Genomic DNA, 13,985 nt, shown 5'->3' with positions numbered 1-13,985 from the left:
TCCTCTCCCCCGAGTTCTACGAGCCCTGCGCGAGTGTTCCGGTCACGATCCCTGGGGCTGGCGAGCGCTGTTGGTGTCGAGCCGCGGGCCCTTGGACAGGAACTCGGACCAGGCGATCGGGACGAGAGAGGGCGTCACCTTCTCGTATCCGAGCCTGATCTGCGCCTGGCTGGGCTCGGGGCGGCCGTCCGTCCCGTTCTGCCGGCCGCCGGCGCCGATGTCGGAACGCTTGGCGTCGCTGTCGCCGTTCGCCTGAACGGCGTACCGCAGTCCGGTGTCGGTCACCAGGAAGAGTGAGCCGTCGGGGCGGGACTGCTGCCCCCGGAACTGGGTGTAGAGGAGGCCGCTGCCGGGGGTGACGTACGTACTGGTGCCACCGGCGCTGATGGAGGCGGGGTACGCGGTACCTGCCCACGTACTGAGCGACCGGCGGCCCTGTTCGTCGACCTTGCGCAGCACGCTGCAGAGGGTGTCCCGGTCGCCGCTGCCACCGTCGGCGGCATTCACCTGGCTGGTCTTCCGCGTGGGCCAGTGTGCGGCCTGGCCGGTGAAGTCAGCAGGGTCGGGGACGAACTTCTGGAGGCCGACGGCACGCGCCTCGCTGTTCAGGTTGAGCCGGGCGGTCTGCGGGGAGTTGATCAGCAGCCAGGCGGTGAACTCGGAGACCGGCTGGACCTTGCCGTCGAGGACCACGTAGTGGGTGGTGCCTTCGCCGGTACGGGTCCGCAGGACCATGCCGACCCTGTTCTCCTCGGCCGAGAGCTGTCCTTGGATGTGCGCGGCCGCGCCGACGGTGCCGGGGATCTGCGGGAAGACGATCGGGCTGCCGTCGTGCAGGGTGGCCAGCCAGTCGTCGGTGACGGACTGCGGCTGCCGGCTGCCGACGAGGGCACCGGTCAGGTGGCCGTTGTCGGCGGCGGTCTCGTCGATGCGGTACTTGGTGCCGCTCGCGTCGACGAGATAGCGGGCTCCGGTCTGGCCCTTGACGTACAGGGCCTCGCCGCCGGTGAGCCTGTTGGCTCCGTCGGTCAGCTTGTTGTCGCGCTCGGCGAAGACGAAGGCGGCCTTCTGCACGGTGTTGCCCTTGCCTCCGGGCTGTTCGCAGACGGCCCACCGCTTGGCCGTGCCCGCGTCGTCCGCCTCGGGCAGCCGGTCGGGGGCGTACGGGATGCCGAGGACCGGTCCGCGCGGCGGCTTGCCCGCGTCGAGGATGTCGTCGGGGACCTGGATGACGTCGTACTGCTGCGGGGTGAGGAGCAGTCGGGCGGAGGCGAGGTTCAGTACGGGATGCAGCAGGGTCTTTTTCCTCTTGCCCTTGCCGGTGGTGAGCACGACATAGCGGGTGGTGGACTGCTTGCCGACGATCACCTTGGTGAAGGGCTTGTCCCAGTCCTTGGGTGCGGTGGGCTTGAACATGCCGTAGGCGCCGAAACCCGCGAGGATCAGCGCCCCGGCCACCATGCTCGGAAGGACGGCGCGCAGCGGGCGCGGCGCGCCCTCCTCGGTGCCGGTGGGCGAGGGTTGGAGGAATGCCGCCACCGTGCGTTTCTTCGCAAAAGTGTACGCGTTGAGTTCATCCCGCCGTGATGCCATGAGTCTGCGTGTCTCCCGTGTCTCCCCGCGTGGCTCCAGGAGTTCACGTCCCCCGGCCCCTGTGCCGGCCCCCCGGATGCCGGACCTCGGTGCCGGACAGGCCCCTACTATGCCTGCTGCCCCCGGGCGGTTGCGGGGCGGGTAGGGTGATCCAGCCGCCAAAGCCCCCGGCGGGACAGGGGTGATCGGGTCAAAACGGGGGCCTTATGAACGGGGGAATGCCGGAATGATGTCTTCCGCGACGCGGACACGTCCGGCCGGGAACGCACCGCCCTCCGCAGCTCGCCCGCCCACCGGAGCGGCGCCCTCCCCGCACCCGTCCCTCGGCCCGGCGCGCGGCTCCTCCGGCCCCGGCGGACAGGCCGCCCCGCGGCTGAACGGACGCCCCGGACGCTTCGGTTCGTTCCGATTGCAACAACTCGTACTGATCGAGATCGCGGCCGCACTGCTGCTCGTGGCCTGGGTGGTCGAGCCTCTGCTGCTGGTTCCGGCCGGCGCGGTCGCCACTGTGCTGGTGCTGCTCGCCGTCCTCCGCAGGCACCGCCGTTCGCTGCCCGAGTGGCTGGGCACCGCGATCGCGCTGCGTGCGCGTAACCGCAGGGCCGCATCGCTGGTGCTGCCCGCGGGTACGGAGCCGGGGATCGCGCCCGCCGTCGAGTGCGACCCGGCGCTGCGCACGTACTCGTTCAGCGACCGTGACCGGCGGCCGGTCGGAATGATCGGCGACGGTACGTTCCTCACGGCCGTACTGCAGATCGAGTCGGATGCCACGGCGCTGCGGCCCGACCGGACCGCACAGCCACTGCCGCTGGCCCTGGTCCGGGATGCGCTCGACGTCGACGGCATCCGCATGGAGTCGGCGCAGATCGTGCAGCACACACAGCCCGCACCCGCCCCGCATCTGCCCCCGCAGTCCGTCGCGACGCGCAACTACGCACCGCTGCAGGCCCGGACGGGATCGCCCGCGGTCCGGATCACCTGGATCGCGCTCAAGCTGGACCCGGAGCTGTGCCCGGAGGCCGTGCAGGCGCGCGGCGGCGGGATCGTGGGGGCGCAGAAGTGTCTCGTACGTGCTGCCGATCAGCTGGCCAGCACACTGACAGGGGCAGGCTTCCGCGCGACGGTGCTGACCGAGCAGGAGTTGACGTCGGCGATCGCGACCTCGGTCTGCGTCAGCCCGTCGGCGATGGAGCAGGCGGGGCGGGCTCACACGCCGGCGCGGCGCACCGAGGAGACCGCGCGGACCTGGCGCTGCGACGACCGGTGGCACACCACCTACTGGGTGGGCCGCTGGCCGCAGTTCGGCGGAACGTCGAGCGGTGGCGGGGCGTCGATGCCGCAGCTGGTCGCGCTGCTCACCTCGCTCCCGGCACTCGCCACGACCTTCAGCCTGACACTGGGACACGGCGACCGGCAGGAGGTCTCGATCGCCGGCCATGTCCGGATAACCGGACGCAGTGACGAGGAACTACTCGTCGCCCGCCACGAGTTGGAGCGCACCGCGCGCGGTGTGAAGACGTCGCTGGTGCGGCTCGACCGCGAGCAGCTGCCCGGTGTGCTCGCCACGCTGCCGCTCGGGGGTACCCGCTGATGTCCGTGCCCACCAGTGCCCGCGCCCGGCTGGGCTTCGGACTGATCGGACCGCGTCGCAGCCGGCACACGGTCTCCGTCGAGCAGCTGGCCTCGATGGCCCTTCCGGTCGGCGACGACGGGATGGTGATCGGCGTGGACGCCGAGGGACGGCCCGCCGTGCTCGGCATCAACCGGCCGACGCCGTACGACGTCGCGCTGATCGGCGGGCTGTGGACGGCGCAGGTGCTGGCCCTGCGGGCGGCCGCGACCGGCGCCCGGATCGTCGTGGAGACCGGCCGGGCCCACGCCTGGACGGCGCTTGCGCAGGCGGCCGGGGGCGGCCAGCCGTGCATGTCGCTGCACGACGTGGGGCGGGTGCCACCGCAGGGCGCCTCGGCAGGCAGCCCGGTGGTCGTGGTGCGGGACTGCGGGATGCGGCCGCCGCGCGGGCGAGTGGTCTCCGGGCCCTGGCAGTCGGTGGTGACACTGCTGCCGTATTTGAGTCCGGTGGCGCCCGGGTTGATGAAGAAGGCATCCCTGGTGGGCATTCAGCGGGTATCTCCCGATGAAGCCGCGCAGATCGGGCGAATCACTCACCTTTCGTCGGTCGAGACGCAGGCACTGTCGACGCTGGCGGACGGAGTCACCCTCTGGTGCACCGAACGGGACCGGCAGTTCGTGATGACGCAGGCCACCGATGCGGAGACCGGACTGCTGGGCGGCGCACGGCGAATGGACTGACTCCTCGCATGCGCGAGGTACGTACCGGCTCGGACGAGTCGCACAGAATGTTCACATATCCGTCTGCAGATGTGCGAGTTTGAGCGCTTCTCCCTTCATACTCTGCCGCACTCGGTTCACTTGGGGGCTGCGGGTGACGTACTGGACAGCTCTTGCGGTGCCTTACGGCCTGCCGGAGGGGGCCCGATGGCGATTAGGGTGGGTGGGGGCGCGGGAGAAGAACCTGCGGGCAGGCAATGCGCGTCCCAAGGGGGAGAGCCGGGCGGTTCGGAATACGGGAACGGTCGCCCCCACCCACCACGGCACAAGGGTGCTCGACCACACCAGGAGGCAAAGTGAACGGCGATCGGGACGAAATCCGAGAGGGCTGGAGCAGGCCCGTCGACGAGTCGTCCGACGCGGAGCCCGCCGAGATGACGGGTGAGTTCACCATCGACTACACCCCGCCCGCCTGGTACACGCAGAACGCGTCCGGGGACTCGTCGGGCGGGGCCGGATCGCACCTGGCGCCACCTCCGCCGCCCAACGGGGCGCCGGTGTCCGTGCCCGGGCTGCCGGCCGGGGGCGGCTTCGAGCCCACCTGGACTCCGGCGCCGCCCGCACCCGCGCCCGCACCCGCGCCCGCACCGCCGGCGGCACCGGTGGAGCCGACGCCCCCTGCCGCTGCCGCTGCCGCCGATTCCTCTTCCTCCCCCGCGCACGGGGCGGGGGAGGCGAGCGGCGCGCCGGATCCGTTCGGAGGTGGAGACGTGGAGAGCGGCGCGACCATGCGGTTCTCGCCGGCCGCGCTGAAGCGGGAGATCGCGGAGCGGGAGGCGGCGGCCTCGGACGCCGCTGCGGCCGCGACTGCGGCCGCGACAGCTGCTCCGGCGGCAGCCGGTGCCGGTGATCGTGACGGTGACGGCGGCGCTGCGGAAACGGGCGCGGCCACCGGATCCGACTCCGTACAGCCTTCCGACGTGGAGACCGGCCACGACAACGGCGATACGGATCCGGTCAGTGACTCCGTTACGGACGAGGCTCCGGCCGACGTTCCGGCCGACGCGGACGAGCCTGTCGGCCCTGCGCCCTCGGACGCCATTTCCGATGCGGCGCCGCAGGACGCCCCGCCGGCCGCCGCGCCGGCCCCTTGGACCCCGGCACCGCCCGCGCAGGGCGGTCTGCCGCCGCTGCCGCCCGCCTTCCAGCCCGCCGCGCCGCAGCCCAACGCGCCCCAGCCCGCGCCGCAGTGGCCTGCAACGGGTCCCGCTCAGGCGAACCAGGCGCACGGCGGTTATGGATTCCCGAACGCCGCGCAGCCGCCGCACGTCCCCCAGCCACCGCACATGCCTCAGGTGCCCGCCCAGCAGAACGCCCCGGCGCCACAGAACGGTTACGGATTTCCGCCGCAGCCGCAGGCACCGGTCCAGGGAGTGCCGCTGCCACCGCAGATCCCGCAGCAGCCCGCTCCCCCTGCGCCGCCCGTGCAGGCACAGGGCGCATACGGGTTCCCCCAACCGCCTCAGGTACCGCAGGCCCCGCAGTGGCCCGCACAGCAGAGCGCCCCGCAGCCGCCCCAGGCACCCCAGCCACCGGTCCAGGGCGCACCCAACCTGCCCGCGCCGGTCGCGCCGCAGCCGCCTGCCCACCAGCAACACCCGCAACACCCGCAACAGCATCCGCCGCAGGCACCCCCCGTCGACCCGCGCACCGGTGCGGCCTGGCCCACCCCGGTCACCCATGACCAGCGCGAGCGTTCCGTGCCCGGCGCGCCCCTCGGTTACACGGCGGCCGTGGAGCTGTCCTCCGACCGTCTGGTCCGGGGCAAGCAGAAGGCCAAGAGCAGCCGTACGCCGTCCGCCGCGTCCCGCTTCAAACTGGGCAGCAAGAAGGAGGAGGTCGAGCGGCAGCGCAAGCTCGACCTGATCCGTACGCCCGTGCTGTCCTGCTACCGGATCGCGGTCATCAGCCTCAAGGGCGGTGTCGGCAAGACCACGACGACCACCGCGCTCGGCGCGACTCTGGCCACCGAACGCCAGGACAAGATCCTCGCCATCGACGCCAACCCGGACGCCGGTACGCTCGGCCGCCGCGTGCGCCGCGAGACCGGGGCCACCATCCGTGACCTGGTCCAGGCGATCCCGTACCTCAACTCGTACATGGACATCCGCCGCTTCACCTCGCAGGCGCCCTCCGGTCTGGAGATCATCGCCAACGACGTGGACCCGGCGGTCTCGACGGCCTTCAACGACGAGGACTACCGGCGCGCGATCGATGTCCTCGGCAAGCAGTACCCGATCATCCTCACCGACTCGGGTACCGGTCTGCTCTACAGCGCGATGCGCGGAGTGCTGGACCTCGCCGACCAGTTGATCATCATCTCGACGCCGTCGGTCGACGGTGCCTCCAGCGCCTCCACGACGCTGGACTGGCTGTCGGCGCACGGGTACGCGGATCTGGTGCAGCGCTCGCTCACGGTCATCTCCGGCGTCCGCGAGACCGGAAAGATGATCAAGGTCGATGACATCGTGCAGCACTTCGAGACGCGCTGCCGGGGCGTGATCGTCGTACCGTTCGACGAGCATCTGTCGGCCGGCGCCGAGGTCGACCTGGACATGATGCGTCCGAAGACCCGCGAGGCGTACTTCAACCTCTCCGCGATGGTCGCCGAGGACTTCGCGCGCGCCCAGCAGCAGCAGGGGCTGTGGACGTCGGACGGCAACAACCCGCCGCCGCAGTTCGCCCCGCCGATGCCCGGACACCAGATGCCCGGTCAGCAGCCGTACGTGCCGCAGCAGCCGGGGCAGCCGTATCCGCCTCAGCAACCGCAGCAGCCCTACCCGCCCCATCAGCCGTACGGGGGACAGCAGCCGCATCCCCCGCACCCCGGTCCCGGCGTGCAACAGAACGGCTGGCAGCAGTCGCTGCCGTCCCAGGCCCAGTCCGCGGCGAGCCCGGCGGGCCCGCCATCACCGCAGCAGCACGGCGGTCAGCCCGGGTTGCCGGGACAGCAGGACCACCCCGAACTGCAAGGTCCCGTCCCGCCCGCCGGCTGGCAACAGCACCCTCCGCAGCCGCCGTCAGCGCCTCAGCAGTAAGGCATCAGAGGTCTAAACCAATGAGGGCCCGCACCGTCCCGACGGTGCGGGCCCTCTGTGCATTCCTGCAGCCCACACGCCGTTTGGGACACCGTTGACGCGACTCGACCAGCGCTGATAAACCTTCGCTTCACCAACTGGCGAACCAGAGATCAACCCGCCTTCTCCGTGCGAGTCATGACGCGAGGTCCCTGTCCATGGTCACAAGAGTCCCACCACCCTCCGCTCAGCCACGCTCACGTATGCGTATCCTCCTGGCATCCGGTGCCGCCGCCCTCGCGTTGGCGGCCGGATCGATCGTCCCCGGGATGCCCCTCGGCGCCGCCCCGCAGCAGGCGCAGGCCGCCGACAGCGGCAAGACGACGCTGACCGTCGCAGTCGCGCAGAGTGTCGACTCGCTGAGCCCGTTCCTCGCTCAGCGGCTGATGAGCACCAGCGTGCACCGGCTCATGTACGACTTCCTCACCAACTACGACGCCAAGGACAACCACACGATCCCTGGGCTCGCCACCAAGTGGGAGCCGTCCGCCGACAAGCTGACCTGGACGTACACCATACGGTCCAACTCCAAGTGGTCGGACGGGCAGCAGGCCACCGCCGAGGACGCGGCGTGGACCTTCAACAAGATGATGACCGACGACGGCGCCGCCACTGCGAACGGCAGCTTCGTCGCGAACTTCAAGAAGGTGACGGCGCCCAGCCCGGAGGAGCTGGTCATCGAGCTGAAGCAGCCTCAGGCCACCATGGCCGCCCTCGATGTGCCGATCGTGCCGAAGCATGTCTGGGAGAAGGTCGGGGACTTCTCGAAGTTCAACAACGACACCTCGTTCCCGATCGTGGGCAACGGGCCGTACATCCTGACCGACTACAAGGTCGACCAGTATGTGAAGCTCAAGGCCAACAAGAGCTTCTGGCGCGGCGCGCCCAAGTTCGACGAGCTGGTCTTCAAGACGTACAAGGACCAGGACGCCGCGGTCGCCGCCCTGCGCAAGGGTGAGGTCTCGTTCGTCGCGGGCGCCCCCGCGCTCACGCCTGCCCAGGCCGCGTCCCTCAAGGGCGACAAGAACATCAAGGTCAACGAGGGTCCGGGCCGCCGCTTCTTCGCGCTGGCCACCAACCCGGGCGCGCAGACCAAGGACGGCAAGAAGTTCGGCGACGGCAACAAGGCCCTGCTCGACCAGAAGGTCCGCCAGGCGCTCTTCCTGTCGATCGACCGCAAGACCATCATCGACAAGGTCTTCCAGGGCCACGCCGTCGAGGGCCAGGGTTACATTCCGCCGCGCTTCTCGGACTACTTCTGGCAGCCGTCCGACAGCCAGAAGCTGTCGTACGACCCCGACCGGGCGGGCCGGCTCCTCGACCAGGCGGGGTACAAGCTCAAGGGCGACCAGCGCGTCGGCAAGGACGGCAAGCCGCTCGACCTGCGCATCCTGTGCCACGCCACGGACCCGAACGACAAGGCGATCGGCAAGTACCTCAAGGAGTGGTGGGGCAAGCTCGGCATCGGCCTGAAGGTCGACTGCCGCGACGACGTCTCGGTGCCCTGGTACGCCGGTGAGTACGACCTCGCCTTCGACGGCTGGTCCGTCAACCCGGACCCGGACTTCGTCCTGGGCATCCACACCTGCGCGGCCCTGCCCGGCAAGGCCAAGGAGAGCGCGGCCACGGACAACTTCATCTGCGACAAGACGTACGACGAGCTGTACAAGAAGCAGCTCGCCGAGTATGACCCGGCCAAGCGGGCGGACATCGTCAAGCAGATGGAGTCGTGGATGTACGACTCCGGGTACATGAACATCATCGCGTACCCGAACGCGGTCGAGGCGTACCGCACCGACCAGATCAAGTCCATCACCACCATGCCCGAGTCGGCCGGCAACATCTACGGCCAGGACGGGTACTGGAGTTGGTGGTCGGCCGTTCCGGTGGCCGCCGACGGCAAGAACGGCTCGGTCGGTGACAGCGGTGGCAGCTCCACCGGTGTCGTCATCGGCATCGTCGTCGCCGTGGTGGTGGTCGCCGGTGGCGGGTTCCTCCTCGCGCGGCGCCGCCGCAGCACGGCGGAGGAACGCGAATAATCACGCGAACGGGATGAGAGGGACCGGCAGGGGGGCCACGGCATCGCGTCCCCCGGCCGGTCCCTCCAAGTGCAGCACGAGTAACGAGAGTTCCCCATGACAGCTGACAGCACTCCGGCGCTCGTGCAGAACGCGGATGCGGACACCGACGGCCTGGCTCCGGCCGGCCCGTCGGTCGCCCGCGACGCACGGGCGCGCAACACCAAGGCCTATCTCCAGTACGTGGCGGCAAAGATCGCGGGAGCGGTCATCTCCCTGTTCGCCGTTCTGGTCACCAGCTTCTTCCTCTTCCGGCTCATCCCCAGCGACCCCGTGAAGCAGATGACCGGCGGCCGCCGCGTCTCCGCCGAGCAGCTCCAGTCGCTCAGACACCAGTTCGGCCTCGACCAGCCGCTCTGGAAGCAGTTCACGAGCTACGTGGGTGATGCGCTGACCGGGGACTTCGGTACCTCGTTCCAGTTCCACACCCCCGTCATCGACAAGATCACCGAGGCGCTCCCGGCGACACTTCTGCTCACCGGCACGGCGTACGTCCTCTACACGGCGCTCGGCATCTGGCTCGGGACCCGTACCGCCTGGCGCAACGGGTCCCGCAGCGACCGCTTCAACACTGCGTTCGCGCTCACGCTCTACTCGGTGCCGTCGTTCTGGCTGGGTCTGCTCCTGATCATTGTCTTCTCGGTGGGCATCGGCCCGATCCCCGGCATGTTCCCGACGGGCGGCCTGGAGTCGGGCGGCGAGACAGGCTTCGCCTACGTCCTCGATGTCGCCCATCACCTGGTGCTTCCCGTGATCACACTGGTCGCGGTCGGCTATGCGCAGACGCTGCTCGTGATGCGTTCCTCGCTCCTCGACGAAATGGGCAGCGACTATCTGACGACGGCCCGCGCCAAGGGGCTCCGTGACGATGTCGTACGACGCAAGCACGCCGTCCCGAACGCGATGCTGCCGACGTTCACCCTGATGTTCGTGAACCTCGGGCATGTGGTGGCGGGCCAGATCCTGGTCGAGACGGTGTTCTCCTGGCCGGGCCTCGGCGGTCTCTTCTACCAGGGGCTGAGCGTGCCCGACCTTCCTCTCGTCCAAGGACTGTTCTTCGTCTTCGCCACCGCGGTGATCCTGGCGAACACCCTCGCCGACGTGCTGTATCCGCTGCTCGATCCCCGGGTGGGCCGATGACGACCGAACCGTTGCCCGTGCAGAACGAAGCGGGCGTGACCAAGAACCCGCGCGCCCTGGCCCGGGCCCGTAAACGCCAGTCCCTGGCCCGCTTCTGGCGGGAGTACCGGACACACCGGGGCGGCCTGTGGGGGCTGGCCGGGCTGATCCTGATCGCGCTGATCGCGGTGTTCGCGCCCACACTGGTCGGCGCCGACTCCCAGAGCGTCACCGCCGCACCGGGCGGCGCCCTCGAATCACCCAGCGGAGAATTCCCGCTCGGTACGGACCAGTTCGGACGCAGCGTCCTGGCACTGCTGGTGTGGGGTGCGCGTGTCTCGCTCACGGTGGGAATGCTCGCCGCGTTCCTGTGCGTGGCGATCGGTACGGTCGTCGGGATCGTCGCGGGCCACTTCCACGGCTGGTACTCGACGGTTCTGATGCGCGTCACCGACTGGTTCCTGGTGATGCCGACCCTCGTTCTCGCGATCGCGCTCGCCACGGTGATGGACCGCTCCCTCTGGACGGTCATCCTTGCCATCGGCGTGACGACCTGGCCGACCACGGCCCGTCTGGTCCGCGCCCAGACGCTCGCCGTGGAGTCCCGTCCCTATATCGAGCGCGCCCGCGCCCTGGGCGGCGGCCACGGGCACATCATGGCCCGTCACGTCCTGCCGAACGTGATGCCGCTGGTGCTCGCGCAGACCACGCTCGTGATCTCCAGCGCGATTCTCACCGAGGCCACGCTCGCCTTCCTCGGCCTCGGCGACCCGACCATCACCTCCTGGGGCGGCATGCTTCAGGACGCGCGCGAGGCGGGCGCCGTGAGCGCCGGCGACTGGTGGTACCTGGCACCGCCCGGCATCGCCATCGCCCTGGTGGCGCTGTCGTTCACACTGTGCGGGCGTGCCATCGAGTCCGTCCTCAATCCCAAGCTGGGGGTGGCCCGTTGAGTACACCGAGCACACAGAAGACCCCCCTGCTGGAGGTACGCGACCTCTCGGTGACGTACGCCGGCGGAGCGCAGGCGGTCCGGGGCGTCAACCTCACGGTCGACGCGGGCCAGAAGCTCGGCATCGCCGGTGAGTCCGGGTGCGGCAAGTCGACGCTGGCGCTCGCGCTGCTGCGACTGCTGCCGGCCCGGACGAAGGTCACCGGCGAGATCCTGCTGAACGGCGAGGACGTCCTCACCATGAAGTGGGGTCAGGTCAGGGCCGTGCGCTGGGCAGGTGCCTCGATCGTGTTCCAGGGCGCGATGCACTCGCTCAACGCCGTGCACCGCATCGGGGACCAGATCGCCGAGCCGATCCTCCTGCACAAGAAGGCGACCCCGTCCGGGGCCAAGCGGAAGGTCGGCGAACTCCTGGAGCAGGTCGGGCTGCCGGCCGCGCGTGCGGACGCGTATCCGCACGAACTCTCCGGCGGGCAGCGGCAGCGCGTGATGATCGCGATGGCGCTCGCCTGCGACCCGGGCCTGATCATCGCGGACGAGCCGACGACGGCCCTCGATGTGATGATCCAGGCCCAGATCCTTCGGCTGATCGAACAGCTGGTGTCCGAGCAGGACCTCGGCCTGATCATGATCAGCCATGACCTGGCGGTGCTCGCGGACACCTGCGACCGGCTCGCGGTGATGTACGCGGGCCGGGTCGTGGAGGAGGGACCCGCCGCCGCGGTCTTCGAGAGCGCGCAACACCCGTACAGCAAGGCCCTGTCGGGCGCCTTCCCCCGGATCGGCGACCGGTCCTCCCGGTTCGCGCCCCGCGGGCTGCCCGGTGACCCGCCGGACCCGTCGGCGCTGCCGGCCGGCTGCACGTTCCACCCGCGCTGTCCGGTGGCACTGGACTCCTGCACCACGCAGGACCAGGAGCTGCGGGACGCCGGCGCGGCACGGCGGGCAGCCTGCGTGCTGGTGGAGCCGGAGGCGGCCGCGGCCTCGCTGGGGCAGGGCGCCGAGGAAGCAAGGAGTACATCATGACCACCACCACTCCCCTGCTCAGCGCGGAGGGACTGAAGGTCACCTTCCCCGGCCGGCGCGGTGCGGCCGCGGCGCGCGCGGTGGACGGCGTCGACCTGGACATCCGGCCCGGCGAGATCGTCGCCCTGGTCGGCGAGTCCGGGTGCGGCAAGACGACGCTGGCACGCTCCCTGCTGGGGCTGGTTCCTCCGACGTCCGGGGCGGTCACCTTCGACGGCAAGCCGCTCGACTACGCGGGCCGCGCACTGAAGGCGTACCGCAAGCGGGTGCAGCTGGTGCTCCAGGACCCCAGCGGCTCGCTCAACCCGCGGCACACGGTGTACGAGGCGGTGGCGGAGGGCCTGCGGATCCACGGCTACGCGGGGGACGAACGGGCCGCCGTCGCGGAGGCCCTGTCGCGGGCCGGGCTGCGGCCCCCCGAGCGGTTCTTCCTGCGCTACCCGCACGAGCTGTCGGGCGGCCAGCGCCAGCGCATCGTGATCGCGGGCGCACTCGTCCTGGAACCGGAACTCATCGTGGCCGACGAGCCGGTGGCCTCACTGGACGCGTCGGTGCGCGGCGAGATCCTGGCCCTGCTGCTGCGGCTGAGGGATGAACTGGGCCTGTCGGCGCTGGTGGTCACGCACGACCTCGGTCTGGCGTGGAACATCGCCGACCGGGTCGCGGTGATGTATCTCGGCCGGATCGTCGAGACGGGCGAGGTCGAGCAGATCCTGACGGCACCGCAGCATCCGTACACCAAGGCACTGCTGTCGGTGCTGCCGGAGGCCGAGGGCGATCCGGTGATCCTCACGGGTGAACCGCCGGACCCGTCGAAGGTGCCGTCCGGCTGCCGCTTCCACGCGCGCTGCCAGATCCTCGCCTCGGGCGAGGCGGAGCGGGCAGGGGTGGCGGACGCGTGCCGTACGCAGGATCTTCCGTTGCTCGCGGGGGGCGGGGAGACGCAGGTGGCGTGCCACTGGGCGCATGCGGTGGTGGGCGTGCAGTCGTAGGGAAGTGGCCCCGGTCGGCCGGGCGTCCGGCCGATCGCTCCGGGCCGGACGCGGCCCCGCCCCGATCAATGCCTCAGCGCTCAGACACTGACCGCCGGTGGCTTTCTGCCCTGTCCGGCCGCCCGGCCCCGGTGACCGTCCCGGGGTCGGGCGGCGTCCGTTCCGCCGTCTCCAGGGAGCGTTCCAGCTTGCCGAGGAGCCGGCTCAGCTGACGCCGCTCGGCCCCGGTCAGCTCGGCCAGCATCCGCTCCTCGTTGGCGAAGTGCGCGACCGCGACCACATCGGCGATCTCGATTCCCCGGTCGGTGAGCCGCGCGTACACGACCCTGCGGTCGCCGGGATCGCGCTCCCGGGTCACCAGGCCGGCCTTCTCCAGCCGGTCCAGACGCAGTGTGATGCCGCCGGTGGTGACCAGCGATATGTCGGCGAGTTCACCGGCGGTCCGCCGGTAGGGTGGTCCTGACCTGCGCAGAGTCGCGAGGACATCGAAGGACGCCATGTTCAGGTCGAAGCAGTCGAAGAGGTCGGACAGCAGTCCCTGGTAGCGCAGGAAGCTGCGGTGGAGCCGGCCGAGCACCTCCATCGGGGAGGCGTCGAGACCGGGCAGCTCCCGCTTCCACTGCCCCAGAATGAGGTCGACCGCGTCGGGACTGCTGGAAGCTCTACGAGTCATGTGCGGTGGGAGGACGGCGCCGGCGCCGGGACCCCGCGCCTCCTTCCGGGAGTGGAGCATGCGGTGCGGTCACGATACAGCCGGTGCCCGGCGCCGGACCCTTGTGGTGACTATCTCCAAGTG

At 70.4% G+C, this 13,985-nt stretch carries 10 protein-coding genes; 8 read left to right on the top strand and 2 right to left on the bottom strand.

All coding sequences use genetic code 11. The annotated features are described in order from the left end of the window. Window positions 1-42: 42 nt before the first annotated feature. Window positions 43-1,593 carry a type VII secretion protein EccB gene (eccB, locus tag ABZV38_RS25210; RefSeq protein ID WP_356330471.1) on the bottom strand — a complete coding sequence of 517 codons (1,551 nt, stop codon included), beginning with the start codon at window positions 1,591-1,593 and terminating at the stop codon, window positions 43-45. Between the two features lie 226 nt (window positions 1,594-1,819). Here eccB and eccE point away from each other — a divergent pair, with 226 nt between their 5' ends. From eccE to ABZV38_RS25170, 8 genes are all read left to right on the top strand, one after another. After that, complete coding sequence (eccE, locus tag ABZV38_RS25205) at window positions 1,820-3,184, top strand: type VII secretion protein EccE (protein WP_356330469.1); 1,365 nt, start codon at window positions 1,820-1,822, stop codon at window positions 3,182-3,184. Beyond that, window positions 3,184-3,906 carry a hypothetical protein gene (locus ABZV38_RS25200; protein ID WP_356330468.1) on the top strand — a complete coding sequence of 241 codons (723 nt, stop codon included), beginning with the start codon at window positions 3,184-3,186 and terminating at the stop codon, window positions 3,904-3,906. Before eccE ends, ABZV38_RS25200 begins: the two co-directional genes overlap by 1 nt. Window positions 3,907-4,241: 335 nt before the next feature. Beyond that, window positions 4,242-6,983: an SCO5717 family growth-regulating ATPase gene (locus ABZV38_RS25195; RefSeq protein WP_356330466.1), complete on the top strand. Its 2,742-nt coding sequence runs from the start codon at window positions 4,242-4,244 to the stop codon at window positions 6,981-6,983. Between the two features lie 197 nt (window positions 6,984-7,180). Next, on the top strand, window positions 7,181-9,061 hold the full coding sequence (locus tag ABZV38_RS25190) for an ABC transporter substrate-binding protein (protein WP_356330464.1): 1,881 nt from the start codon (window positions 7,181-7,183) through the stop codon (window positions 9,059-9,061). 96 nt (window positions 9,062-9,157) lie between these two features. Further along, window positions 9,158-10,240 carry an ABC transporter permease gene (locus ABZV38_RS25185; RefSeq protein ID WP_356330462.1) on the top strand — a complete coding sequence of 361 codons (1,083 nt, stop codon included), beginning with the start codon at window positions 9,158-9,160 and terminating at the stop codon, window positions 10,238-10,240. After that, the gene (locus ABZV38_RS25180) at window positions 10,237-11,172 is read left to right on the top strand and encodes an ABC transporter permease (protein WP_356330460.1); all 936 of its coding nucleotides are present in this window, start codon (window positions 10,237-10,239) and stop codon (window positions 11,170-11,172) included. The genes ABZV38_RS25185 and ABZV38_RS25180 overlap by 4 nt, the downstream gene beginning before the upstream one ends. Continuing rightward, window positions 11,169-12,197 carry an ABC transporter ATP-binding protein gene (locus tag ABZV38_RS25175; RefSeq protein WP_356330459.1) on the top strand — a complete coding sequence of 343 codons (1,029 nt, stop codon included), beginning with the start codon at window positions 11,169-11,171 and terminating at the stop codon, window positions 12,195-12,197. Before ABZV38_RS25180 ends, ABZV38_RS25175 begins: the two co-directional genes overlap by 4 nt. Continuing rightward, on the top strand, window positions 12,194-13,189 hold the full coding sequence (locus tag ABZV38_RS25170) for an ABC transporter ATP-binding protein (RefSeq protein ID WP_356330457.1): 996 nt from the start codon (window positions 12,194-12,196) through the stop codon (window positions 13,187-13,189). Before ABZV38_RS25175 ends, ABZV38_RS25170 begins: the two co-directional genes overlap by 4 nt. A gap of 73 nt (window positions 13,190-13,262) precedes the next feature. Here the strand turns inward: ABZV38_RS25170 and ABZV38_RS25165 are convergent, their stop codons facing one another. Further along, complete coding sequence (locus tag ABZV38_RS25165; RefSeq protein ID WP_356330455.1) at window positions 13,263-13,862, bottom strand: MarR family transcriptional regulator; 600 nt, start codon at window positions 13,860-13,862, stop codon at window positions 13,263-13,265. Window positions 13,863-13,985: the final 123 nt, after the last annotated feature.

This window comes from Streptomyces sp. NPDC005181 (assembly GCF_040608395.1).
GTDB lineage: Bacteria > Actinomycetota > Actinomycetes > Streptomycetales > Streptomycetaceae > Streptomyces.
This window is presented reverse-complemented; position numbering and strand designations above follow the sequence as displayed.